The organism is Siminovitchia fordii DSM 16014 = CIP 108821, assembly GCF_000374565.1.
Taxonomy (GTDB): domain Bacteria; phylum Bacillota; class Bacilli; order Bacillales; family Bacillaceae_C; genus Siminovitchia; species Siminovitchia fordii.
The window spans coordinates 36811-63154 of the sequence record NZ_KB894704.1 but is presented as its reverse complement, the minus strand read 5'-3'; the positions used below and the strand labels follow the sequence as shown (position 1 = coordinate 63154).

Below are 26344 nucleotides of genomic sequence, written 5' to 3'. Positions count from 1 at the left end.
AACGGTGATTGTAAAGTTAATTATGAATGAATTGATAAAAAATTCCATAAAATGGAGTATTAGCATTGCCGTTATCACATTTGTGTTAGCGGCTATTTTTTCAATTGCATCTAACGGTGTCCTGATCGGAGTATCATGGACATATGGCCTTCTTGTTGTTCTGTTTATTGTATTAATCGGGATCTTTTTTGATATGATTGGGATTGCTGCAGCTGCTGCAAATGAGACACCATTCCATTCAATGGCTTCAAAAAAAATATACGGTGCTAAACATTCCATCCGGATAGTGAGGAATGCCGATCGTGTGGCGAGCTTCTGCAATGATGTCATAGGGGACATATCCGGCATCATAAGCGGGACCGCTTCTGCCCTCGTTGTCATTCAAATAGTCAAAAGCGCAGGTCTTTCTAACGCCTCACCTGCAGAATATGCAATCAATGTGGGGCTGACAAGCTTAATTGCAGCACTGACAGTTGGTGGAAAAGCTCTTGGCAAATCTCTTGCCATTTCCCATTCCCGCGATATCATTTTTCGTGTGGGAAAGGTGATGCAATTTCTTGAAGAAAGAATGCATCTCACAATCATTAAAGACAATAAGAAGAAAAAGCCGAAGAAAAAAAACAAGAAACGAAAGTGAGTGATCCTTTTGGATCTCATGTCAATTAAAGATCCTTCTTTTCTTAAAGGTCTGAATAAAGAACAATTGGAGGAATTGAGCTCTGACATTCGTCGATTCCTCATCGAAACATTGTCTAAAACCGGCGGACATATCGGTCCGAATTTGGGTGTGGTCGAATTGACCATTGCTCTTCATAAATGCTTTGACAGCCCAAAAGATAAGATCCTTTGGGATGTGGGCCACCAATCCTATGTGCATAAAATTTTGACAGGAAGGGCTGGCCAATTTGATACTTTACGCCAGTACCAAGGGTTATGCGGATTTCCAAAGATATCCGAAAGCGTACATGATGTATGGGAAACAGGACACAGCTCTACATCTTTATCTGCTGCAATGGGAATGGCCATAGCAAGAGATGTGAAAAAAGAAGACAATTATGTGATCCCTGTCATCGGAGATGGGGCTCTTACGGGCGGAATGGCTTTGGAAGCCCTGAATCATATCGGACATGAACAAAAAGACATCATTGTCGTGCTGAATGACAATGAAATGTCGATTGCACCGAATGTAGGTGCACTTCATAATGTTCTGGGACGGCTCCGGACAGCCGGAAAATATAAATGGGCAAAGGAAGAGCTTGATTATTTATTGAAAAAAATTCCTGCAGTTGGAGGAAAGCTGGCTGCCACCGCTGAAAAAGTGAAAGACAGCTTAAAATACATGCTTGTTTCCGGGATCTTTTTTGAAGAATTGGGCTTTACCTACCTTGGTCCTGTCGATGGTCACGATTATGATGCATTATTTGAAAACCTTGCATATGCCAAGAAAACAAAAGGCCCTGTCCTTTTACATGTCTTAACGAAAAAAGGAAAAGGTTACAGCCCCGCTGAGCATGACAAAATCGGGACTTGGCATGGAACTGGCCAGTACAAGATTGAAACGGGGGACTTTATTAAGCCTGTCAATACTCCGCCTTCCTGGAGCGCTTTAGTAAGTGAAACTGTCAGAAGGCTTGCGAGGGATGATGAGCGTATTGTAGCCATTACTCCGGCCATGCCGGTCGGTTCGAAACTGGAAGGGTTCGCTTCCGAGTTTCCAGACCGGATGTTCGATGTGGGGATCGCGGAGCAACATGCGGCAACAATGGCAGCAGGTTTGGCTACGCAAAAAATGAAGCCTTTTTTGGCTATATATTCCACTTTTTTGCAGAGAGCCTATGATCAGGTGCTGCATGATATAAGTAGACAGAACCTGAATGTCTTTATAGGAGTCGATCGTGCCGGTCTTGTCGGGGCTGATGGCGAAACTCATCAGGGCGTATTCGATGTCGCTTTTTTAAGGAACCTGCCAAACATGGTCTTGATGATGCCAAAAGACGAAAATGAGGGCCAGCATATGGTTTACACGGCCTTGAAATATGATGACGGTCCGATTACACTCCGCTTTCCGCGCGGCAATGGTTACGGGGTTTCAATGGATGAAGAGTTGAAGCAAATTCCAATCGGTTCATGGGAAGTGTTGAGGAAGGGGAAAGATGCCGTCATTTTGACATTTGGCACGACCATACCTATGGCGCTGGAAGCAGCGAACCGTTTGGAAAAGCAGGGTATATCAGTTCAGGTTGTCAATGCCCGATTCATCAAGCCAATGGATGAATCGATGCTCCACGATATTTTTCAGGCACATATCCCTGTCCTTACAATTGAAGAAGCTGTCCTTCAAGGAGGGTTTGGGAGTGCAGTACTGGAGTTTGCACATGATCATGGATACCATCATTCGTTTGTTGACCGTCTTGGCATTCCTGATCGTTTTATCGAACACGGAAGTGTTAAGGAACTTTTGGATGAAATAGGATTGACTCCGGAAAATATCGTGGTAAAAATAAAATCGCTTATGCCAAAAAAGCAAAAAAGGGCCTGAAAAGATGAAAGCCAAGAAAAAAAGACTTGACGTTTTATTGGTTGAAAGAGGATTGATTGATACAAGAGAGAAAGCAAAGAGAGCTGTCATGGCAGGGCTTGTTTTTTCAAATGAGACGCGGTTGGACAAGCCGGGAGAGAAAGTGAATGATGATATTCCGCTAAAAGTAAAAGGCAGCATGATACCGTATGTAAGCAGGGGCGGTTTGAAGCTGGAAAAAGCATTAAACGCATTTGAATTGTCGGTCAAAGACAAAATTCTGCTTGATATAGGTGCATCAACTGGGGGGTTCACGGACTGTGCGCTCCAGCACGGCGCAAAAATGTCCTACGCACTTGATGTAGGATACAATCAGCTTGCATGGAAACTACGTCAGGATGACCGGGTGGTCGTAATGGAAAGGACAAACTTCCGGTATGTTACACCTCAAGATTTTCCAGGGGAAAAACCGAATTTTGCATCCATTGATGTCTCATTTATCTCTCTGAGGTTAATACTGCCTGTTTTAAAAAATCTACTCGTTCCGCTCAGCGATATTGTCGCTCTTATTAAACCGCAATTTGAAGCTGGAAAAGAGCAGGTAGGTAAAAAAGGAATTGTCCGTGATCCTAAGATCCATTTAGAAGTCATCCAAAAGATTAAGGACATGGCGATGGCTGAGGGATACGATATCATCAACCTTTCCTACTCCCCAATTACAGGCGGTGAAGGAAATATTGAATTTTTAATCCATCTGAGATGGGCAGGCGATCTTGCCATCGGAACTGACAGGAGCCGGATAAATGCCGCTGATGTGGTGAAAGAAGCCCATGAGAATTTGAATAAAATAAATGCAGAAAAGGGATAATCTTAGAAGATTGCCCTTTTTTCTTGTGTTTTGTTGAATACTCTATATTTGAATAGGCTGTGTCCTGTTTGATAGTCAGGAAGTCTTATACAGGCAAAAGCGACAGGACGTCGCTCCCTGATCTTGGACTTGCCGAGTGCCTTCTAGTCTAGGGATGAAATCAGGCGCTGTAGAAGGCACACTGTGCCTCTTACAGCGCCAGTTTAGCTTCATTACGAAAAGAATGGACTCTTGCACCTCCTTAGGAGTATCTTTTCAATCTGCTGTCCAAAACCAGGCGCTTGCGCCTTTGTTTTTGGTTAATTATAATACTTGATAGTGAACGTATAAAAATACAATATGTTGTAAATTCAATGAGGTGGATAAATTGAGTAAAGGACGACGGCATTTAAAAATCCGTGAAGTGATTGGAAATAAAGAAATAGAAACGCAGGATGAACTGGTTGATTATCTTAAAAATCAGGGATTCAATGTAACACAGGCGACAGTATCACGTGATATAAAAGAATTGCACCTTGTAAAAGTGCCATTACCGGATGGCAGGTACAAATACAGTCTCCCGGCTGACCAGCGTTTCAACCCGCTGCAAAAGTTGAAACGGTCGCTGACCGACTCCTTTGTCAGCATCGATAATACGGAGAACCTATTGGTATTGAAAACGCTTCCTGGTAATGCTCAGGCGATCGGGGCATTGATTGATAATCTTGATTGGGACGAAATCATGGGATGTATATGCGGTGATGATACATGTCTTATCATTTGCAGAACACGAGAAAATGCTGAAGATATCAATGAGCGCTTTATAAACATGCTCTAATGAGGGGGGAAGCCTTTGTTACAGGAGTTGACGATCAGAAATTTTGCAATCATTGACCAGATTTCCATTTCCTTTCCCGAAGGCCTTACAGTATTGACAGGGGAAACAGGCGCTGGAAAATCAATTATCATTGATGCGGTGCATTTATTGGTCGGGGGGCGGAGTTCCTCGGAGTATGTCCGCCATGGCGCGCCAAAAGCCGAAATTGAAGGCCTTTTTTTCATTCATGACAATCATCCTTGCTGTTCAAAAGCTGACGAATTGGGCATTGAAATCGAAGAGGGGATGCTTGTCCTGCGTCGTGAGATCTCAAACAGTGGAAAGAGTGTCTGCCGGATCAACGGAAAGCTTGTGACACTTACAGTCTTGAGGGATTTGGGAGGCACTTTGATCGATATCCACGGCCAGCATGAACACCAGGAATTGATGAACGAATCCATGCATCTATTTTTACTTGATGAATTTGGCAAGGATGAAATAGTGAAGAAACTTGTCGACTATCGAAAGAAATACAGTACATTGGTTGAAATTGAAAAGAAAATAAACGAATTGAGCAAAAATGAGCAGCAGATGGCACACAGGCTTGATCTCTTGCAGTTTCAGGTGCAGGAGATTGAGAAAGCAGGGTTAAAACTAAACGAAGATGAGATGCTTGAAGAGGAAAAGAGGCGCCTGGTCAATTATGAAAAACTGTTTGAATCGCTTAAAGCAGGGTATGAAAATCTTCAAGATGACCAAAAAGGACTGGATTTTGTCGGACAGGCCATGGGTGTCTTGGAGGCTGCTGCCGAAATAGACAACAGGTACCAGGAAATGTTCGAAGCAGTCTCAAATAGTTTTTATCTGCTTGAGGATACAGCAAGGGCAATCAGGAACGAACTTGATTTATTGGAGTTTGATCCACACAGATTAAACGAAATTGAAATGCGGTTGAATGAGATCAATCAACTTAAAAGGAAATATGGCTTTACAGTAGGAGATATTCTTGATTATTTGGATAAGATAAAAGATGAATTGGAATCTATTATCCACCGTGACAGCAGGATTGAACAACTTCAAGAGGAAAGGTCTTCCCTAAGGGTAGAAGTCCTGGAGATCGGTGAACAATTAAGCCGGCTGCGAAAAAAATGGGCAGAAAAACTAAAGAGCGCCATTCATAAGGAATTAAAGGTACTCTACATGGATAAGACCGTTTTTGAAGTAGTATTTCAAAAGCAAGAAGAAAATATAAACGGATTGGATGACGTCCAATTTTATCTTTCAACTAATCCGGGGGAGCCTCTGAAGCCTCTATCAAAGGTAGCATCCGGAGGAGAATTATCCAGAATCATGCTTGCGCTTAAAACCATTTTTTCAAAAAGGGTCACATCCGTAATTTTTGATGAAGTAGATACAGGTGTAAGCGGCAGGGTGGCCCAAGCCATGGCTGAAAAGATCCACCATATTTCCAAATACTCACAAGTGCTTTGTATTTCGCATTTGCCTCAGGTAGCGGCGATGGCTGATAACCATTTGCTTATATCGAAAAAAATCACAGATGGAAGAACGCGGACAGCGATTAAAAACCTAAATAAAGCTGAGAAAATAAATGAGATTGGTCGAATGATCTCCGGAACTGAAATCACTGCAATTACGAAAAAACATGCCAAGGAACTGGTTGAGTCTGCCTATACATTGAAAAACAATTAAAAGTTTGTAATCCTATCCTTCATTGGGCATCTTTTTTTCCCGCTCTCGGTTATAAATGCTCGCCCGTGAGGTCAAATTATAATTGTGGACTAGAAGGCGAGGAGAGTGAAAATGGACTTATGAAAGATCGACTGAGACAAATGACAGGTGGAATTCTCCTTGTTTCACTTCTTCTTCTAGGCTTTTCCAATCCTTTTCAGCAGTATATTAAAATCCCGTCAAATATTACTTTGCTGGAGGGGCAGGAGCATGTGATTCCAAAAGGCGAAACCGTCACTGCGATGGCGGATTCCCCTGAAAACTTTACGTACTCGGAACAGGCAAATTCCGTTTCATTAAACGCTGAGTCTCCTGGAAAGGACGAGCTTTTCCTGCAAATTGCCGGCCTCCCTGTAAAAAAAGTTGATGTGAATGTCCTAAAAAACTTCAAGGTTTTCCCTGGTGGCCAATCAATCGGTGTTAGGCTGAATACTCTGGGAGTGCTTGTGGTCGGCCATCATCTGGTTTCAACAAAAGAGGCCAAGGCATCACCTGGAGAAGAGGCAGGGATTCAGGTAGGGGACATTATTACAAAAATCAACGGTAAAAAGATCGAAAATATGGAGCAAGTGGCACCGGTTGTGGAAGATGCCGGAAAGAGGGGAAAAGCGCTTGATTTGACCGTCCAACGTGAAAAAGAGCAATTTCAAACCAAACTGCTGCCGCTGAAGGATGAAAAGGAACAAGAATATAAATTGGGGTTATATATAAGGGACTCGGCTGCTGGTATCGGAACAATGACATTTTATGAACCGAAATCAAAAAAGTACGGGGCATTGGGTCATGTTATTTCAGATATCGACACAAAAAAGCCAATAGTTGTTGATAACGGACAAATTGTAAAGTCCACTGTAACATCCATTGAAAAAGGGAAAAATGGCAATCCCGGGGAAAAGTTGGCTCGTTTTTCGGGTAACCGTGAGGTAATAGGCAACATCACCTTAAATAGTCCGTTCGGGATATTTGGAAAACTTAACAAAGAAATTAAAAATGGAGCAATGGATAAGGCAATGCCAATAGGGTTATCCCATCAAGTAAAAGAAGGACCGGCAAAAATATTGACGGTCGTAGAAGGAAATCAAGTTGAGCCTTATGACATTGAGATTGTCAGCACCATTCCTCAAAAATTTCCTGCCACAAAAGGGATGGTCATTAAAGTGACAGATAAACGGCTATTGAATAAAACCGGTGGGATTGTTCAAGGGATGAGCGGAAGCCCGATTATACAAAACGGAAAATTGATCGGTGCAGTCACCCACGTTTTCGTGAATGATCCGACCTCCGGCTATGGTGTTCATATCGAATGGATGCTGCATGAAGCGGGAATCGATATTTATGAGCGCGAGAACAACTTAGATAAAGTTGGTTGAAGAGGGCCTCTTGCCCTCTTTTTTTATGAGTATCTAAAGAAAATTCGACAATTATAGTGTTTTTTATCGAAAGATGGCGAATGCAGTTGAAAATAATAGCAAATTTAAGCATTAAATGTATTTTTTCCTTATTTTAAAAGAATTTAAAGGAATTTAACTTTCGTTGGCGTATTTGTTTGTTAGAATATAGTAAAAGCAATATTTATTCTTTTTTATGATGGGGAGGAAGAGATTTGAATAAAATAAAAGTCGTACTTGCTGATGATAACCGTGAACTAGTTTCTTTATTAGAGGATTATATGTCAACCCAGCCTGATATTGAAGTGATTGGAACCGCTCACAATGGACAGGAATGTTTGAATTTACTGGAAAAGGTGGAGCCGGATGTTTTGGTATTGGACATTATCATGCCTCACTTGGACGGTTTGGGAGTACTTGAAAGATTACGGAACTCCGACATTCGATTTCCAAATGTGATTATGCTGACGGCCTTTGGCCAAGAGGATGTAACGACAAAAGCAGTAGAACTCGGCGCGTCTTATTTTATACTTAAGCCATTTGATATGGAATATTTGGCAAACCATATTCGTGGTGTCAGTGAAAAGGGTGTCCCTTCCTTTAAATCAACAACGGCTTCCAAAGTCCAGGAGGAGAAGAAGCCTCAAAATCTAGAAGCAAGCATCACATCAGTCATCCACGAAATTGGAGTTCCTGCGCACATAAAGGGGTATTTATATTTGCGTGAAGCCATTTCCATGGTTTATCACGATATTGAACTTTTAGGAGCCATCACAAAAGTCCTTTACCCGGATATCGCAAAGAAATTCAATACAACAGCAAGTCGTGTTGAAAGAGCTATACGACATGCCATCGAGGTTGCCTGGAGCCGAGGGAATATAGATGCCATCTCTTCTTTATTCGGCTATACTGTGAGCATGTCAAAAGCTAAACCGACAAATAGTGAGTTCATCGCCATGGTTGCAGATAAATTGCGGCTGGAGCATAAAGCTTCTTAAAAAAGATCGATTTTAATTCTCGCCAATCATCTTTCCTGCATATGATGCCTAAAAAGGGTATGATGTAATTATCCTACTTTAGGCGGTGAGCAGATGACATTTATTTTTGCACATCGGGGATCTGCCGGTACTCACCCGGAAAATACAATGGAAGCCTTTGTTGCGGCAGAAATTGATGGGGCTGATGGTATTGAGCTTGATGTACAATTAACGGCAGATGGGGAGATTGCTGTTATTCATGACCTCACTGTCGACAGGACCACGAATGGGAGCGGCTATGTTAACGAACTCACATACAGCGAGTTATCCAAACTAAAAGCTAACTACCATTCGCTCCATTTTTTTAAAAAAAGTTGCCGGATTCCTTCTTTGCGAGAAGTATTTGAATGGTTGGAAGCCAATGATCTGTTATGTAATATTGAATTGAAAAATGCGGTAAACCCATATAGAGGTATGGAAGAAAAGGTCGTTGAATTGGTACATGAGTATTGCCTTGAAAGAAGGGTGCTTATTTCTTCGTTCAACCACAAATCACTTGTTCACTGCAAGGAAATCGCACCTGCAATCATAACAGCTCCATTATACAATGAAGTTTTATACAAGCCTTGGGAATATGCAGCGTCTCTTGGGGCAAGCGGTATTCACCCTAAGCTTAAATCAATTTCCGATCGGGAAATCATAGACACTATGGCATGCGGTATTGCTGTCAGACCATATACAGTAAACAAAGAGAAAGACATGAAGAGGCTCTTTGCAATCGATTGTTCGGCCATTATTACCGATTATCCAGGGAAAGCCTACCGATTGAGGGAGCAATATCAATAAAAAAGATCTGCAATCTTTTTAGCAGATCTTTTAGTTTGCCGCTTCAAGCGAGCGGGGATGCCTAACTGCCGATGTACAGAGAATCAACAGTATTGAGAAGAAATCAGCAGTTTGGGCGGAACGATCCTGGAATCGCTGTGAAATTTGGTTTATCGGTTCACCTTTTTCTTAAAACGGTCCTGAACTTTATTTCTTTTTCGGTCACGATGTAGAATAAATCCACCAATAAACCCTAAGCCTATAAGAAAAAAAATCAAGCCGCCAAAAAATTGGGTCCATAGATATGGAAAAGGACGCTGTAAAACACCAAACAACATATCTCTCATTAATTTTATGCCATAGCCTGCCAATAGGCCGGGCAGAACCAACAGGATGAGTGCTATAATTCGAGTCATGAAAATCTCCTTATCAACGTTATCTCAAAAAAAATCATATCTCAACGGAATCATTTGTCAAGCATCCCGCTTTTCGCTACAATCAATTGTGAAATAATAAACTTAGGGGCTGGACATTTTTCTAATATAAAACTGGTCACTTATGAATACATGTTTGTAATAAAACACAAAAACGGGGTGAGCTTGTGAAAATATTTGAAACAATGGTCCGGGACGATTACGAGCAATTATTGTTTTGCCAGGATGAACAGTCAGGATTAAAAGCCATAATAGCCATACATGATACTACACTCGGACCGGCTCTCGGAGGGACAAGGATGTGGACCTACGACAGCGAAGAAGCGGCAATAAATGACGCTTTGCGCCTTGCCAAAGGGATGACTTATAAGAATGCGGCTGCGGGTTTGAATCTTGGCGGCGGGAAAGCAGTCATTATCGGTGATCCAAAAAAAGATAAAAACGAGGAGATGTTCAGGGCATTCGGCCGGTTTATTCAAGGGCTGAACGGCCGGTACATAACAGCGGAGGATGTAGGGACAACCGTTGAAGATATGGATCTTATATATGAGGAGACAAACTTTGTTACTGGCTCCTCTGCCTTCGGTTCTTCCGGCAACCCTTCTCCCGTGACTGCTTATGGATGTTTTGTAGGAATGAAGGCAGCAGTAAAAGAAGCATTCGGCTCTGATTCAGTTAAAGGTAAAACAGTCGCAGTACAGGGCGTAGGTAATGTTGCGTTCGAGCTTTGCCGGCATTTGCATGAAGAGGGTGCAAGACTGATCGTTACCGATATAAATAAAGAGGCAGTCAAACGAGCTGTAGAAGCCTTTAATGCCAAAGCGGTAGATCCTAAAGAAATATACGGGGCGGAGGCGGATATTTTTGCGCCTTGTGCGCTTGGCGCTATAATCAATGACCAAACAATCCCTAAGCTGAAAGCGAAAGTGATAGCCGGATCCGCAAATAATCAGTTGAAGGAGTCCCGACACGGGGACATTATTTATGAAAAAGGTATTGTTTATGCACCTGATTATGTTTTAAATGCAGGCGGAGTCATAAATGTTGCCGATGAACTCCACGGTTATAACCAAGAACGTGCGCTTAAGAAGGTCGAAACAATCTACAATAATGTTGAAAAGGTCATTAACATATCCAAGCGTGATAATATTCCCACATACTTGGCTGCGGACAGGATGGCAGAGGAACGAATAGAAACATTGCGCAAAACAAGAAGCCAATTTTTACTTAATAACAAGCATATTCTGTACAATAGAATTTAAAAAGGTTTAAAATTGGTGCTGTAAAATTATGTTAAAGGCGGAGTAACAAGCATTAAGCCCTATGCATGGTTAACTCGGTTTTGGAAATAAGGGGGGCATTCAGATGGCTCATGAGTATGATGTAGTAATTATTGGGGGAGGCACCGGGGGATATGTAGCTGCGATCCGGGCTTCACAACTAGGCTTAAAAACGGCAATCGTTGAAAAAGAAGCCCTCGGAGGAACATGTTTACATAAAGGGTGTATACCGAGCAAGGCACTGCTCCGCAGCGCAGAAGTGTTCAGGACAGTAAAACGAAGTGAAGAATTCGGGATTGAGGCAGAAAAAGCGATCTTGAATTTTAATAAGGTCCAGCAAAGAAAAGCGGGTGTCGTTGACCGGCTTTATAAAGGTGTCCAACAATTGATAAAAAAAGGAAAAATAGATGTCTATGATGGTTTTGGCCGGATATTGGGACCATCCATCTTTTCGCCGCTGCCAGGTACTGTATCGGTTGAAATGTCCGATGGCAGTGAAAACGAAATGCTTGTCCCCAAAAACGTTATTATTGCAACGGGATCACGGACAAAATCCTTGCCAGGGCTTGACATTGATGATACGTATATTATCACATCCGATGAAGCTCTCGAGATGGAACGTCTTCCAAGTTCAATGATTATCATTGGCGGTGGGGTAATCGGAATCGAGTGGGCATCAATGCTTGCTGATTTCGGTGTGGAAGTGACAATCCTTGAATATGCAGAGCAACTATTAGCTGCTGAAGATCAGGAGATAGCCAAGGAATTGGAGCGCCTTCTTAAAAAGAAAAACATCAATGTAGTGACAAAGGCGAAAGTACAGCCGGAAACATGCTTGAAAGGAGACGGCATGGTAAAAATCTCGGCCGTAGCGGATGGCCAGATCAAGGAGTTTGCAGCAGAAAAAATTCTTGTGGCTGTCGGAAGGGATCCAAATTCCAATAATATTGGACTTCAGAATACAGATATTGAATTGGATAATGGGTTTATCAAAGTAAATGAATATTACCAAACAAAAGAATCGCATATATATGCGATAGGGGATGTCATCGGGGGCCTGCAGTTAGCTCACGCCGCTTCCCATGAAGGTGTTAAGGCAGTAGAGCATATTGCGGGACAAGATCCATCCCCCATTATTTATGATCATGTGCCAAAATGCATATACAGCACTCCTGAAATAGCAAGTGTAGGTTTGACGGAATACCAAGCGAAAGAAAAAGGCTTCAAAGTCAAGACCGGAAAGTTTCCATTCCAAGCCATCGGCAAGGCACTGATATTCGGGGATGACGACGGATTTGTGAAAATTGTATCCGATGCGGACACTAATGATATTCTCGGTGTGCATATGATCGGTCCGAATGTGACTGACTTGATTTCGGAAGCGGGACTTGCTCGCGTCCTTGATGCCACACCGTGGGAAATTTCACATACCGTCCACCCACACCCTTCCTTGGGCGAGGTGATGGGCGAAGCGGCACTTGCAGTGGACGGGCGCGCCATACATATATGAATTAATACATGAAACATAAATCTATCGGGAGGTAGAAAGAATGGCAAAAAACCGTCATAAAGAGCTTGGATTGAGCGATCAAGAAGTTTTAGGCATATATGAGACCATGCTGCTTGCCCGCAGGATTGATGAACGGATGTGGCTTTTGAACCGGTCTGGAAAGATCCCATTTGTCATTTCCTGTCAGGGGCAGGAAGCTGCACAGGTAGGGGCGGCATTTGCTCTTGATCGTGAAAAAGATTACGTTCTGCCTTATTACAGGGACCTTGGAGTTGTCCTTGCTTTTGGTATGACACCAAAAGAAATTATGCTTTCGGGCTTTGCAAAAGCAGAAGATCCGAACTCCGGGGGTAGGCAGATGCCTGGCCATTTCGGAAAAAAGAAAAATCGGATCGTTACCGGGTCTTCTCCTGTCACTACACAGGTCCCCCATGCAGTGGGGATTGCATTAGCGGCAAGAATGGAAGGCAACGACCAAGTAGCATTTGTAACCTTTGGTGAAGGTTCCTCAAACCAAGGGGATTTTCATGAAGGAGCAAATTTTGCTGGTGTACACAGGCTTCCGGTTATTTTTATGTGTGAGAATAATAAATATGCGATTTCCGTTCCGATTGAAAAGCAAATTGCCTGCGAGAAAATATCCGACCGTGCTGTAGGCTACGGAATGCAAGGCATAACTATAGATGGAAATGATCCGCTTATTGTGTATAAAACAGTAAAAGAAGCTGCAGCCCGCTGCCGGAATGGCGAAGGGCCTGTGCTCATTGAAACTGTCTGCAATCGGCTGACACCCCATTCGTCTGATGATGATGACCGCACTTATAGGTCACAGGATGAGATGGAGAAAGCAAAAAGCCAGGACCCCATCATTTTGTTCGAATCCTATCTGAAAGAAAATGGACTATTGGATAACGAACTTGAAAAAGAGATAAATGACCGAATCATGAGGCAAGTGAACGAGGCAACGGATTATGCGGAGGAAGCACCATACGCATTGCCGGAAGAGGCCTTGAAGCATGTGTATCATGAAGAGGCGTAAGAGGGGGGATTTTTATGGCAGTCATTTCGTATATTGAAGCAGTTACGGAAGCACTTAGAGAAGAAATGGAGCGGGATGAAAAAGTTTTTGTCCTTGGTGAAGATGTAGGCAGAAAAGGCGGTGTATTCAAAGCGACCCAAGGGTTACATGAATTGTTTGGTGATCAAAGAGTCATCGACACACCTTTGGCTGAATCAGCAATTGCAGGAGTTGGAATTGGAGCGGCTATGTATGGATACAGGCCGGTTGCTGAAATGCAGTTTGCAGACTTTATCATGCCTGCAGTTAATCAGATCATTTCTGAAGCTGCTCGGATTCGTTACCGCTCAAATAATGATTGGGCATGCCCGATTGTCATTAGGGCGCCTTATGGCGGTGGAGTCCATGGTGCTCTTTATCATTCACAGTCAGTCGAAGCCGTTTTTGCCAATCAGCCAGGTTTGAAAATAGTGATGCCGTCAACACCATATGACGTAAAGGGCTTATTGAAAGCGGCGATTCGGGATGAAGATCCCGTACTGTTTTTTGAACATAAAAGGGCCTATCGTTTAATTAAAGGCGAAGTTCCTGATGAGGACTATGTTTTGCCGATTGGAAAAGCCGATGTTAAACGGGAGGGTGATGACATTACTGTCATCACGTATGGATTATGTGTCCATATGGCCCTGCAAGCTGCAGAAAAGCTTGCCAAAGACGGTATTAGCACGCATATACTTGATTTACGAACAATTTATCCGCTTGATAAAGAAGCGATCATGGAAGCAGCTTCCAAAACGGGGAAGGTATTGCTAATCACTGAAGATAATAAAGAAGGAAGTATCATCGGCGAGGTGGCAGCAATCATCGCGGAAGAGTGCCTGTTTGACCTGGATGCTCCCGTCAAGAGGCTTGCAGGTCCCGACGTGCCGGCCATGCCGTATGCACCCACTATGGAAAAGTACTTTATGATAAATCCGGAGAAAATTGAAAGGGCGATGAGGGAACTTGCGGAATTTTAACTTGTCCCCATTGATTATCTCGTAAAGGAGGCTTGTTTTATTTGGCTGTTAAAAATATAACGATGCCCCAGCTCGGAGAAAGTGTTACCGAAGGAACAATCAGCAGATGGCTTGTTGGACCCGGAGATGAAGTCAATAAATATGACCCTCTTGCTGAAGTCTTAACTGACAAAGTCAACGCTGAAATCCCTTCTTCCTTTTCTGGAACAATTAAGGAAATCATTGCCCAGGAAAACGAAACACTCGCAGTTGGGGAAATCATATGCACAATCGACACAGCAGAGGTGGTTCCAGCAGAGGAGTTGCCGAAAGCTGCATCGTTGGAGAAGAATCATGATATTACTGGTCAAGAAACCGAGAGCATTAAAAGTCGGAATAAACCCCGGTATTCACCCGCGGTTGTCCGGATGGCGCAGGAATATGACATCGACCTGAATCAGGTAGATGGGACCGGCTTGGAAGGCCGCATTACCAGGAAGGATTTACAAAAGCTCATTAATGCAGGAGAGATACCTACAAAGGATGAAACAAGTGGATCGGCAAAGCAAAAAGTTGTTTCTGCGAACCATGGTATTGCTTATCAACCTGTGCAAATTCCAGTCCTTCCGGGGGATACTGAAATACCAATCACAAACATCCGTAGAACGATTGCCGCCAACATGGTCCGGAGCAAACAAGAAATTCCGCATGCATGGATGATGGTGGAGGTTGATGTAACAGGGCTTGTCCAATTCCGCAACTCAATTAAAGATGAATTCAAGTTAAAAGAGGGCTTTAACCTGACTTATTTCGCTTTCTTTGTCAAAGCGGTGGCTCAAGCTTTAAGGGAATACCCGATGATCAATTCCGTATGGGCTGGAGACAAAATCGTTCAGAAGAAAGATATCAATCTGTCTATCGCAGTAGCAAGTGAAGATGTACTGTATGTTCCTGTGATCAAAAACGCGGATGAGCAATCCATTAAAGGTATCGCTAAGGAAATAGCCGGACTGGCAAATAAGGCGAGGAACGGCAGGTTAAGAACTGATGATATCCAGGGTGGAACTTTTACTGTCAATAACACTGGCTCTTTCGGTTCAATACAATCAATGGGAATCATTAACCATCCACAGGCCGCTATTTTACAGATTGAATCAATTGTCAAACGGCCGGTGATATTGAAAAACGGGGGGATTGCCGCTCGTGATATGGTTAACCTCTGTCTGTCAATGGATCACCGTGTACTTGATGGTCTTGTGTGCGGTAACTTCTTAAAAAGGGTAAAAGAAATTCTGGAAAATATATCAAGAGAAAATACATCTGTCTATTAATCAGCAAAAGAGGCTGGGACATAACTAGCCAAAAATAATAAAAAATGGTTCCAACCATCAAAACTTATGGTTGGAACCATTTTTTATTCCAAAGTAATTTAGATTAACAACATGCAGAAAAATATTAATGGGAGAATCAAAAAAATTTCAAGTAAACATTGAAATCTGACCCGGTAAATAAATTATAAAGTGAACCGATTCTCTTTGTTCAACTTTCTTTAAAGTGGATATGAAGAGAGGGAGGTTTAGATGAAGACTACTAGCTATAAAGAACTGCTTAAATATAATCATTATATATTTGTGTTGGTTCTAAACATGTTGTCGGGATTTGGTTTCGTTATATTTCAAGTTGTACTTTATTGGCTTGCATATAAAATGTCAGATTCGACTTTACAAGCTGCTATTGTCGTTCAAAGTAGTGCGGTTCCGTATTTATTGTTTGGTCTTATTGGGGGTGTGTATGCGGATATTTGGAACAAGAAAAAAATCATCATTTGGAATCAAATCGGAACGGGGATCATCACGCTTTCTATCTTTGTTTCTTTTATGCTTCATATTGAATCAATTTGGTATATAGCAATTGCATCGTTTCTAATCGTTACGTTTCGCTGTTTTTACAGCCCTGCGATTAGAAGTCTTGTATCAATCACATTACCAGAGACGTTATGGCCAAAAGGGAATTCTATTTTTCAATTAATTCTTCAGTTATCAAGGTCGCTAGCCCCTGTTATTGGGGGTATTTTACTAGCAACTTTTTCAATGGAATCGATATTCTTTTTCATTTGCATTTTTTCTCTTTTCCCACTCGTGTTTGTGATATCTTTGAAAGTAGAGTGGGAGAAAAACTCTAATAAAATTCGTGTTTTAAAGGAATTGCAAGGGATGTTTACATTATTACAGACAAAAAGAATAATGTTTCTATCTATTGTCTCATTTGGCGTGGTATTGCTGTTTTTTACGGGTATGGAACGTCTTGGACTCCCTATTATTTCCGACCAACAGTGGCAAATGGGGGCAAAAGGATTTTCATTAATTCTGACGCTTTTTGCGGCGGGAAATGCAATTGGAGCTATTCTATTAGGAAAAATGGAAATAAAATCGAATTATCCGCAATTTATCATGATTGGTTGCATCCTATGGGGATTTGGTTTAATGGGTGTTGGACTTTCACCAACCATTTTGATTGCAGCACTTATCGCATTATTCACTGGAGTGGCGGAATCCTTTATAGACCTCCCCATGGTGTTAATGATTCAAAAATATACACCTGAAGAACAGCTGGGAAAAGTGTTCAGTGCATTATCAACGATCGCTTTTATTGGAGAAGCGGGAGCTAGCTTTTTGGCAGCATTTATGATTGATTGGACGGGAATTAATTATAGTTTTGTAATCATGGCTATTTCGATATTACTCATATGCAGCCTTTCGCTATTTTTTATGTTCAGTATTCGAAATGAGAGAGTAGGAGAATGACATGAACGAGTTATTAATAACTATAAATCGTAATTCCACAGAGCCTTTATACGTCCAAATTTACAAAGGCATTAAAAAAGAAATTATGGAAGGGCACATTCAAGCGAATACGTCACTGCCTTCTATTAGAAAAATGTCAGAGCAATTGCAGGTCAATAAGGCCACACTTGAAACAGCGTATGACCAGCTTATTATAGAGGGGTTAATTGAAAGCAAGCCACGAAGCGGACATTACGTCAAAGAGATCGATATAGGATTTTTTAATAAACATGAAAGCAATGGAGTTGACCATGACGAAAAAAAAACTGAGACAACATATAAATATGCCTTCAATTTGGACCACGTTGATATAGAAAATTTTCCGATTGCAACGTGGAGAAGACTAACAAATGAAGTGTTGAGTTATGGAACGAATCATATTTTTAATACAGGAGATTCTCAAGGTGAGCTTGGATTAAGAAGGGAAATTGCATCATATGTCAGAAATTCAAGAGGGGTTCGTTGTTCTGAGGAGCAAATTATTATTGGGTCACATTCGCAAATATTACTATGGATGGTTAGCAATCTTATTGGCCTTCGCGGAAAGACGGTTGCAGTTGGCGAGCCAGGATATTCTCACGCCACCAATATCTTTGAAAGCTTTGGATGCAACATTGCACCCACTGCCATTGAAGATGATGGTATAAACGCAGGGGATTTGGAAAATTCAGGAGCAAATCTTGTATTCACTTCTCCTTCTTTTCAGTTCCCGTTTGGGAGCATTATGAAGATTCAAAAGCGGATTCATTTACTTAATTGGGCTGTAAAGAACAATGCTTATATCATTGAAGACGACTATTTGTCAGAGTATCGGCATTCAAGTGAGTTAATTCCTTCTTTGCAAAATCTTGATCAAAACGAGCGGGTCATTTATATGGGCACCTTCCATGGTACCTTACTACCAGCCATAAATATAGGTTATATTGTTTTGCCAAAGCATTTACTTGCAAAATACCTTCATAGTTTTGAATTACAGCAAACGACATCAAGAGTAGAACAAAAAACACTTGAACTATTCATGAGGGATGGGCACTGGGAGCAACATCGATTCCGAATGAAAGAAATATATAAGAAAAAATATAAGGTTACCTTAAAAGCGATTAAAAAGTGTTTCAAAGAAAAAGCGATTGTTCTAAAAGGCCAAACAGGTCTACATATTGTGATGCAGGTAATCACAAATGAAAGTGAGGAAGTTTTACTTCAAATGGCAAGGGATGCGAGCATTCATCTATATAGCATAAGTGATTATTGGTACAGAAAAGAAAACAACCCATTTAAACATCCTGTCTTTTTAATTGGTTTTGGAGGAATGTCGATTGATAATATCGAAAAGGGTATATCGGCTCTTTACAACACTTGGTTCAATTAATAAGATCGGTAGATTCGGATCCAAATCTATGATTTTAACTCGTAAGTTCAGAAAATGGTCTACTACACTCTTTACCTCGCAACCAAATCTACTTACTAGCATACGGTAAGATTTTTACGGATAGAGATAGGTGAAGTTAAAAACACACATTCTCCTGTTAAAATGCTAAACAGGAGATGTGCTGCACTTTCGTAGTTTTGTCACATAGAGATTGTCAGCTTACCCGTTTTCGTTGCAGAAGCTCAAAAAGCCGCCGACTATATGCAAAATATCAATTTCGATAAATCAAAATAAAGGGGTTATCTAAAAAGCTCCTAAAATAATATTTAGTCATGTGTTCGGCATGCACTACTCGTTTCAACGCTTAATTGTTATCCGCACGTGATTCTGATAGGGTGACACTTTGAGCGGAATGGTCAATAATCACTCTATCCTTCCCTGATTCAAATCCAGCAATAAAGATCACTCCCGATAGGATCATTAGCATAATCAGTGAGGTCTGCCATTCTCCGCTCAAATCATATAAGGCTCCAAATAATACAGGTCCTGTAGCAGCTAACAGATATCCGAGTGATTGCGCCATACCGGACAGTTCTGTTGCTTGTTGTCCGTCGACTGTCCGAAGGCTGAAAAACATCATGGACAGACTGAAGGCACTGCCGCCGGCAATTCCGATCAATATAACAGATATATATAATAATGGCTTTGCTCCAATCATTAAGGCAAAGATACCTGTAAAAAATAAGATGGCTGTGACCCCGGCCAACAGTTTTTGATTTTTCATTTTATCTGCGATCACCGGGATTACAAATGTGATGGGAATCAACGCAAACTGCATGAGGAAAAGCATCCATCCGGCTCCATTCGAACTGAAACCATGAGATTTCAAAATGTCTGGAAGCCAAGTAATTAAAGTATAAAACATCAATGACTGCAATCCCATAAACAAGGTGATGCTCCAAGCCAGAGGAGAGCGCCAAACGGATCTCCCTTTTTTGGTTGGTGTTGCCGAAACGGCAATTTTATTCCGCTTTCGCAATTGTGGCAGCCAGAAAAATATGGCGATGGCAGAAAGGATAGCCCATACTGCTAGGGATCCTTTCCAGCCTACTCCCCGAATTGTCGAGATCGGCACACTCAAGCCGGAACCCAAGGCTCCAAAAACATTCATAAAAACAGCATATATACCCGTCATAACTCCAATTTTAAAAGGAAAATTCATTTTAATATATCCGGGCAATAATACGTTTCCCACAGCGATCGCCAAACCAATCATGATGGTGCCGGCAAAAAGAAATCCCGCACCAAAAGTGGATCGGACAATTAATCCAACAGTCAGCAGAATTAATGATACAAGAATCGCCCGTTCCATTCCCAATCGATCAGCTATCTTTGGAGCAAAAGGAGAAAGAAAAGCGAATGCCAGAAGAGGTAACGTTGTAATTGTCCCGGCTAATGCATTGCTGATTTCCAAATCATCACGTATAAATGGAATAAGTGAACCGACCGAAGTGAGCGGCGCCCTTAAATTAGATCCGATAAAAATGATTCCTATGAATAACAACCAATTGACTTCATGTCCTGGCATTTGCTCCAGGGTTGGTCCTTTTTTATTCAAAATGCCGCCTCCTATAATTTTCAAAAAATCTGTGGTTTATTATAGCGATTACTTATGTCAATCTTTTTTTAAATTGTGCAATATATTCATTAACATCATTTACCGCTGCTTCAACATCCTGATCACGTATGGCTTTAAACAGTTCATTATGTATTTCTTTGTCATAACAAAACTGAGTATCCATTGCCATTAAATCTTTGATCGAGGAATATAATGGCTTTGTCATATGTTCATATAAATCTTGCAACAACTGATTTTTAGAGGCCTGAACGATTGTTTTATGAAATTCGATATCTGCCGTAATGAAATCTTCCAACTGCCTTCTTTCGGCAGCATCTCGGCATTTGGCAATAGCAGCCTGAAGCTTGTCAATATCTTCTTCCGTTCTTCGTTTGGCGGCCAGTTGTGCTGCCTCTTTTTCCAATGCCAACCGGACTTCCAAAGTTTCCATCAGGCCAGTCTTTTCGACATGGCGCAGAATGGCGGCCTCCAGTACACTGGTCGAGCGTACCACCGTCCCGCTACCTTGCTTGGATTCCAATAAACCGGCATGTACCAAAGCTTGAATTGCCTCTCTGAGTGTATTTCGGCTTACATCAAATTCCTCCATTAGCACCATTTCAGGGGGCAGCCTATGCCCAACTGGCCAATGCCCATTTTCAATCAATTGCTCCATTTGAGAAATGACCTGATCTACCAAGGATAAACGGTTCGTCTTTTTAAGCATCTTTTACACTCCAATTTGTAGGATGATTGGTATATAGGATATATTAACATTCAATCAAGCAATTGTTAAATCTAATAACTTCTTATAAAAAGAGAGTTCGATCACTTGATATGAACGAAATGAGATAGTGTCAGCAGTGCACGGATTACGCAGCAGAAAAATTTTTAATTCCAACAGGGGAAAGGTCCCTCTCCAGTTGGATTGGTTTGACCGGTTGTCTGAGTTCCTCAACTATAATAAAATAGAGATAGATAATATTGAAATCGTTTACATGAAAAGGAAGGGTGTATGTCATGTTCATTGATCAGGCAAAACAAGCAACCTTCAAACAAGCAACTGTAAATGACTGGAAAAATGCAGCGCTTAAATCGACGAAGAACGATGATTTGAAGGGTTTGTATACAGATACGTACGAAAATATTAAAATAGCCCCTCTTTATACGAAGCAGCAAATCAATTATGACCGGTTAGATCAATATCCGGGTGAGGGATCTTATTTACGTGGTTTTGATGATTCGAACAACAAACGCGGCTGGTGTATCGCGCAAGAGCAGAAAATGGAGGATTGGAAAGAATTAACGCGCCAATTAAAACTGTCTTTGGAAAGAGGACAGGAGGCGGTGGCTTTCGACCCTCTACACCTCGATGAGGTTGATCATGTAAATTTCGAAGAATTAAACAATATCATTCCGCTGGACCAAATCCCGCTGCTTATTTTTGCTGGCAGTCGTTTTGACATCATCGCTGAAAAGCTGCTTAATGTAAATATTGATCTCAATGGAGCGGTTGCAGCGGATTTTATAACAGGAGAGCTTAATAAAGGCTATATCCATAATCCTGGAAGCAGCCAAATGGAACATTGGATTTCTCAGATAAAGGAGCTAGACCGGCAATTTCCATCTTTACATACTATTTTGATTGATACATCGTCTTATAAAGAAGCAGGAGCTCACGCAGTACAAGAGCTTGGAATTTCTTTATCATTGGCCGTATTGTATATTGAACGGATGAAAAAATCAGGGTGGTCTCCGGCGGAAACCGCTAGCAAGTTGATTTTCCGATTTGCCATTGGAGCTGATTTTTTTATGGAGTTGTCGAAATTCAGGGCTTTCAGGGTGCTTTGGAAAACAATTGCTGATGTTTATGGAATACCGGAAGGCGAACAGTCTGTTCCGATTAGCGCAGAAACAGCCAACCTCACAAAGTCTGTCCTGGATCCCTTTGTAAATATTCTCCGTGCAGGTAATGAAGCACTTGCTGGAATACTCGGCGGTGTCAACTATCTTCATGTGGCACCATTTGATGAATTGTCAGGAAATCCGGATAATTTTTCAAGAAGAATTGCCAGAAATACTCAGCTGTTATTAAAGGAAGAAGCCCTTTTGGATCAGGTTGTCGACCCGGCAGGAGGCTCCTATTATATTGAGACGTTAACATCACATTTAGTCAATAAAGGGTGGGAATTTTTCAAGGAAATTGACAAAAAAGGCGGCATAATTGAAGTCTTGGAAGAAGGATGGTTGCAAGAGAGGATTCATCAGGTTGCTACTGATAGATTGAAAGATATGGAGAATAGAAAGAGTAGGGCAGTTGGCGTAAATGTCTATGCATTGGCTGGTGAGCAGGTGCGCTATCCGGTGGAAGGCTACCCATCTTTTCCGGCGGGTAAGGGAAAGTTGAAGGTCGAGCCGCTGCCAAGTATAAGGCTTGCAGCCACGTTTGAGAAACTGCGGCAAAGATCGCACAAATTGTCTTTAAGAGGCGAGGCCCCATCTGTGGGTATCATCTGTCTTGGGGAATTGAAGGCATATAAACCATATGCTGACTTTGTTTCGGGGGTTTTGTCTTCCGCAGGAATACAAGCTGTCTGGAGTGAAGAGCTTCAGGACTTATCTGACATTAAGCGATACATTGAGGAATCAACTGAAACGACCTTTTGTTTATGCGGTCCGGATTCTCTCTATAATGAATTCGCCGCAGAAATCGGGAGGTGGGCAAAAGAAAGGATGCCCGGTATTCATTTGGATATTGCCGGAAAATTTACAGAAGAAGAACTGGAGTCACTCCAAATGGATGGCACATTTTACACGGGACAAAATATAGTTGAAAAGCTACATGGAATGTTAAACCGATGGGAGGCAGAAAGAAATGGATGAAAAGCCAGACTTCCAATCGATCGTACCCCGGTTTACGGTGATTCCCCAAAATCAGAGGGCACTAAAAAACACCAGTTTTACAACGAATGAACAAATCGAAATAAAAGATTTATATACAAGAAAAGATCTAGAACATGTAGAGTATACGGACACGATGCCAGGGCTTCCCCCTTTTACACGGGGGCCATATCCGACGATGTATGTCAACCGTCCATGGACGATCCGGCAATATGCAGGATTTTCAACCGCCGAGGAAAGCAATGCTTTTTACCGCCGAAATTTGGCCATGGGGCAAAAAGGTCTGTCGGTCGCGTTTGATTTGGCTACTCACCGCGGCTATGATTCAGATCATCCGCGAGTGGAAGGAGATGTCGGCAAAGCAGGAGTGGCTATCGATTCCCTCCTTGATATGAAAATATTATTTGACGGAATCCCGCTTGATCAAATGTCCGTATCGATGACGATGAACGGAGCCGTCATTCCGGTGCTGGCTTTTTTCATCGTGACTGCTGAAGAGCAGGGTGTCAAAAAAGAGCAGCTTTCCGGTACGATTCAAAATGATATTTTAAAAGAATATATGGTAAGAAATACGTATATTTATCCGCCTGAAATGTCTATGAGAATCATTGGGGATATTTTTCAATATACTTCCAAACATATGCCGAAGTTCAACAGCATCTCGATTTCCGGTTACCATATGCAGGAGGCAGGTGCACCGGCGGATATAGAGTTGGCCTATACTCTAGCGGACGGGCTTGAGTATGTCAGAACAGGTTTGAAAGCCGGTCTTGACATAGATTCTTTTGCCCCGCGCCTTTCATTTTTCTGGGGGATTGGAATGAATTACTTCATGGAAGTGGCGAAGCTTCGGGCGGCAAGAATGATGTGGGCGAAACTGATGAGTCCGTTTGAACCTAAGAAGACCAAGTCGCTGGCCCTGCGCACACATAGCCAAACATCCGGATGGAGTTTGACGGAACAGGACCCTTATAATAATGTGGTCCGGACATTGATTGAGGCCCATGCTGCTGCCACGGGACATACACAATCCCTTCATACGAATGCACTTGATGAAGCGATTGCTCTTCCGACAGACTTTTCAGCCCGAATCGCACGGAATACCCAGCTGTTTTTGCAAGAGGAAACGGGGTTGACGAACGTCATTGATCCTTGGGGCGGTTCGTATTATGTTGAAACATTGACTGATGAATTGATGAAAAGGGCTTGGAACCATATCGAAGAAATCGAGGAACTGGGCGGAATGACGAAAGCGATTGAAACCGGTCTTCCGAAAATGCGGATTGAAGAAGCTGCTGCCAGACGACAGGCTTTGATTGATTCCAATAAAGAGACAATCATTGGAGTGAACCGATTCCGTTTGGAGCAGGAAGAGGAAATTGAGATTTTAAATATAGACAATACAGCTGTAAGGGAGAAGCAGTTGGAGCGTATCAAGCAGCTGAAAGCACAGCGTTCCGAAGACAAGGTCCAGGCAGCTTTGAAAAAGCTTTCCGAAGGTGCAGCGAGCCGCTCAGCAAACCTTTTGGAGCTTGCTGTTGACGCTGCAAGGGAAAGGGCGACCCTGGGTGAAATTTCTTCAGCCATTGAAAAAGCATGTGGAAGGCACAAAGCAATAATCAGGTCAATCAGCGGCGTATACGGCTCCCATTTCTCCAACGAGGAGGAAATTACCCTGATCAAAGAAATGACTGACGAATTCATGGAAAACGAGGGGCGGAGGCCAAGGATTTTAATTGCCAAAATGGGCCAGGATGGCCATGATCGCGGAGCTAAAGTCATTGCAACCGCATTTGCTGACCTGGGATTCGATGTTGATATTGGCCCATTGTTCCAAACGCCTGAAGAAACGGCAAGACAAGCAGCTGAAAATGATGTCCATGTTATCGGGGTTAGCTCTCTGGCTGCCGGCCATCGCACATTGCTGCCTAAACTGATCGAGGAATTGGTGAAAATCGGGAGAGAAGATATCATTGTGGTGATTGGCGGTGTCATTCCTCCGCAGGACTATGATTTCCTTAAAGAGAACGGGGCTGCCGCTATTTTCGGACCAGGCACTGTCATTCCTGTCGCGGCCCAAAAAGTGATTGAAGAAATATATGACAGGCTCGGATATGAGGAAGTGGATGAACCCGATGACTGAAGAGGTACGAAAGAAATTTATTAGGCAAAAATCGACAGAAACAAGTGTTGATGCCATAATTGAAGGACTGCTTTCCGGTGACCGTACCATGCTTTCCAGAGCTATTACGCTGATTGAAAGCAATGCCTCCCGCCATCAAAAGCCGTCAGAGGAAATGCTGCAGCGCCTGCTTCCATACTCCGGTGATTCAATCCGGATTGGTATAACCGGAGTTCCGGGAGCCGGAAAAAGCACTTTCATCGAATCATTTGGCCTTTTATTATGCCATAAAGGACATCGTGTAGCTGTTCTTGCTGTGGACCCCAGTTCAACGCTGCATGGAGGAAGCATCTTGGGGGATAAAACTCGGATGGAGCGTCTTGCGAATCATCCGAATGCTTTTATCAGGCCTTCACCTTCCGGAGGAACACTTGGGGGAGTCCACAGAAAAACACGGGAAACGATTATTGCGTGTGAAGCAGCCGGCTACGATATTTTATTGATTGAAACGGTTGGTGTCGGTCAAAGTGAAGTGGTGGTCAAGAGCATGGTTGACTTTTTTATGTTGCTTGTCTTAACGGGCGCAGGTGATGAATTGCAAGGCATGAAAAAGGGCGTCATGGAGCTGGCGGATGCTGTTATTATAAACAAGGCTGACGGCGGGAATCTGGAGCTGGCTAAAAAAACACAGAAGGAATATAAACAGATCCTGCATTTTTTGCAGCCGACGACTAAAGGCTGGACAACCCCGGCACTCACTTGTTCCGCTCTTTATGAAGAAGGGATCGATCAAGTTTGGGAAATGATTCAGCGATATATGAAGATGACCAAAGATTCGGGGCTGTTGCTGGAAAAACGTAAAATGCAGGCGAAGGAGTGGCTTTACGCTCAAGTCAAAGAACAGTTGGAAAGCGCCTTTTTTGGAAATGAAAAGGTAGAAAAACTTGTTCCAGGGATTGAAAAGAAAGTAATGAATGAGGAAATGCCAGTTGCTAAAGCAAGTCGCCTTTTGTTTGATGCTTTTTATGGAAAATAAGTTAAAGGTTTTTGCCAATAAAAAGGGACAGCCCATAGGCTATCCAAAACATCTAGGGAGTTTAGGGGTATGGATCTAGATGTAATTTTATCAT

Annotated in this window: 20 protein-coding genes and 2 pseudogenes; 19 read left to right on the top strand and 3 right to left on the bottom strand. The window is 42.3% G+C overall.

All coding sequences use genetic code 11. The annotated features are described in order from the left end of the window. Positions 1–22: 22 nt before the first annotated feature. The 8 genes from C509_RS0118960 to C509_RS0118925 all read left to right on the top strand — a co-directional run bounded on the left by C509_RS0118960 (position 23) and on the right by C509_RS0118925 (position 9142). Positions 23–637 (top strand): hypothetical protein, encoded by a 615-nt coding sequence (locus C509_RS0118960; RefSeq protein ID WP_026319971.1) that lies wholly within the window; start codon positions 23–25, stop codon positions 635–637. A gap of 18 nt (positions 638–655) precedes the next feature. Next, entirely contained in the window at positions 656–2539 is a 1884-nt protein-coding gene (gene dxs, locus C509_RS0118955) for a 1-deoxy-D-xylulose-5-phosphate synthase (RefSeq protein ID WP_373315260.1), read from the top strand. Between the two features lie 4 nt (positions 2540–2543). Further along, complete coding sequence (locus C509_RS0118950; RefSeq protein ID WP_018708508.1) at positions 2544–3386, top strand: TlyA family RNA methyltransferase; 843 nt, start codon at positions 2544–2546, stop codon at positions 3384–3386. Positions 3387–3753: 367 nt separating this feature from the next. Next, positions 3754–4203: a transcriptional regulator AhrC/ArgR gene (ahrC, locus tag C509_RS0118945; RefSeq protein ID WP_018708507.1), complete on the top strand. Its 450-nt coding sequence runs from the start codon at positions 3754–3756 to the stop codon at positions 4201–4203. Positions 4204–4218: 15 nt separating this feature from the next. Then, positions 4219–5892, top strand: coding sequence for a DNA repair protein RecN (recN, locus tag C509_RS0118940; protein WP_018708506.1), 1674 nt, complete (start codon positions 4219–4221; stop codon positions 5890–5892). A 119-nt stretch (positions 5893–6011) separates the two neighbouring features. Then, the gene (gene spoIVB / locus C509_RS0118935; RefSeq protein WP_018708505.1) at positions 6012–7301 is read left to right on the top strand and encodes a SpoIVB peptidase; all 1290 of its coding nucleotides are present in this window, start codon (positions 6012–6014) and stop codon (positions 7299–7301) included. Between the two features lie 233 nt (positions 7302–7534). Beyond that, positions 7535–8317, top strand: a complete 783-nt coding sequence (gene spo0A, locus C509_RS0118930) for a sporulation transcription factor Spo0A (protein WP_018708504.1) — start codon at positions 7535–7537, stop codon at positions 8315–8317. A gap of 93 nt (positions 8318–8410) precedes the next feature. Further along, positions 8411–9142 (top strand): glycerophosphodiester phosphodiesterase, encoded by a 732-nt coding sequence (locus tag C509_RS0118925; RefSeq protein WP_018708503.1) that lies wholly within the window; start codon positions 8411–8413, stop codon positions 9140–9142. Positions 9143–9291: 149 nt separating this feature from the next. Here the strand turns inward: C509_RS0118925 and C509_RS0118920 are convergent, their stop codons facing one another. Beyond that, the gene (locus C509_RS0118920) at positions 9292–9537 is read right to left on the bottom strand and encodes a DUF2627 domain-containing protein (RefSeq protein WP_018708502.1); all 246 of its coding nucleotides are present in this window, start codon (positions 9535–9537) and stop codon (positions 9292–9294) included. A gap of 203 nt (positions 9538–9740) precedes the next feature. On the opposite strand from C509_RS0118920, the gene C509_RS0118915 reads away from it, so the two are divergent. From C509_RS0118915 to pdxR, 8 genes and pseudogenes are all read left to right on the top strand, one after another. After that, complete coding sequence (locus tag C509_RS0118915; RefSeq protein WP_425423171.1) at positions 9741–10817, top strand: Leu/Phe/Val dehydrogenase; 1077 nt, start codon at positions 9741–9743, stop codon at positions 10815–10817. Positions 10818–10920: 103 nt separating this feature from the next. Next, a complete protein-coding gene (gene lpdA / locus C509_RS0118910; RefSeq protein ID WP_018708500.1) occupies positions 10921–12345 on the top strand; it encodes a dihydrolipoyl dehydrogenase in 1425 nt (474 codons plus the stop codon). Positions 12346–12385: 40 nt separating this feature from the next. Further along, complete coding sequence (locus tag C509_RS0118905) at positions 12386–13384, top strand: thiamine pyrophosphate-dependent dehydrogenase E1 component subunit alpha (protein WP_018708499.1); 999 nt, start codon at positions 12386–12388, stop codon at positions 13382–13384. A 14-nt stretch (positions 13385–13398) separates the two neighbouring features. After that, the gene (locus C509_RS0118900) at positions 13399–14382 is read left to right on the top strand and encodes an alpha-ketoacid dehydrogenase subunit beta (protein WP_018708498.1); all 984 of its coding nucleotides are present in this window, start codon (positions 13399–13401) and stop codon (positions 14380–14382) included. Positions 14383–14444: 62 nt separating this feature from the next. Then, a pseudogene (locus tag C509_RS27570) lies at positions 14445–14594 on the top strand (biotin/lipoyl-containing protein); the annotation flags it as partial. A 165-nt stretch (positions 14595–14759) separates the two neighbouring features. After that, positions 14760–15692, top strand: a pseudogene (locus tag C509_RS0118895) (dihydrolipoamide acetyltransferase family protein); the annotation flags it as partial. 249 nt (positions 15693–15941) lie between these two features. Further along, positions 15942–17165, top strand: a complete 1224-nt coding sequence (locus C509_RS0118890; RefSeq protein ID WP_018708496.1) for an MFS transporter — start codon at positions 15942–15944, stop codon at positions 17163–17165. A gap of 1 nt (position 17166) precedes the next feature. Next, a complete protein-coding gene (gene pdxR, locus C509_RS0118885) occupies positions 17167–18573 on the top strand; it encodes a MocR-like pyridoxine biosynthesis transcription factor PdxR (protein ID WP_018708495.1) in 1407 nt (468 codons plus the stop codon). Between the two features lie 364 nt (positions 18574–18937). Here the strand turns inward: pdxR and C509_RS24295 are convergent, their stop codons facing one another. Both C509_RS24295 and C509_RS0118875 read right to left on the bottom strand, forming a co-directional pair. Continuing rightward, complete coding sequence (locus C509_RS24295; protein WP_033370375.1) at positions 18938–20161, bottom strand: CynX/NimT family MFS transporter; 1224 nt, start codon at positions 20159–20161, stop codon at positions 18938–18940. Positions 20162–20243: 82 nt separating this feature from the next. Further along, positions 20244–20918, bottom strand: coding sequence for a FadR/GntR family transcriptional regulator (locus C509_RS0118875; protein WP_018708493.1), 675 nt, complete (start codon positions 20916–20918; stop codon positions 20244–20246). A 293-nt stretch (positions 20919–21211) separates the two neighbouring features. On the opposite strand from C509_RS0118875, the gene C509_RS0118870 reads away from it, so the two are divergent. Genes C509_RS0118870 through meaB form a run of 3 tightly spaced genes read left to right on the top strand, consistent with a single transcriptional unit; the run spans position 21212 to position 26250 of the window. Then, positions 21212–23074: a methylmalonyl-CoA mutase family protein gene (locus C509_RS0118870; RefSeq protein WP_018708492.1), complete on the top strand. Its 1863-nt coding sequence runs from the start codon at positions 21212–21214 to the stop codon at positions 23072–23074. Next, positions 23067–25235, top strand: a complete 2169-nt coding sequence (gene scpA, locus C509_RS0118865) for a methylmalonyl-CoA mutase (RefSeq protein WP_018708491.1) — start codon at positions 23067–23069, stop codon at positions 25233–25235. The genes C509_RS0118870 and scpA overlap by 8 nt, the downstream gene beginning before the upstream one ends. After that, positions 25207–26250 (top strand): methylmalonyl Co-A mutase-associated GTPase MeaB, encoded by a 1044-nt coding sequence (meaB, locus tag C509_RS0118860; protein ID WP_425423170.1) that lies wholly within the window; start codon positions 25207–25209, stop codon positions 26248–26250. The genes scpA and meaB overlap by 29 nt, the downstream gene beginning before the upstream one ends. Positions 26251–26344: the final 94 nt, after the last annotated feature.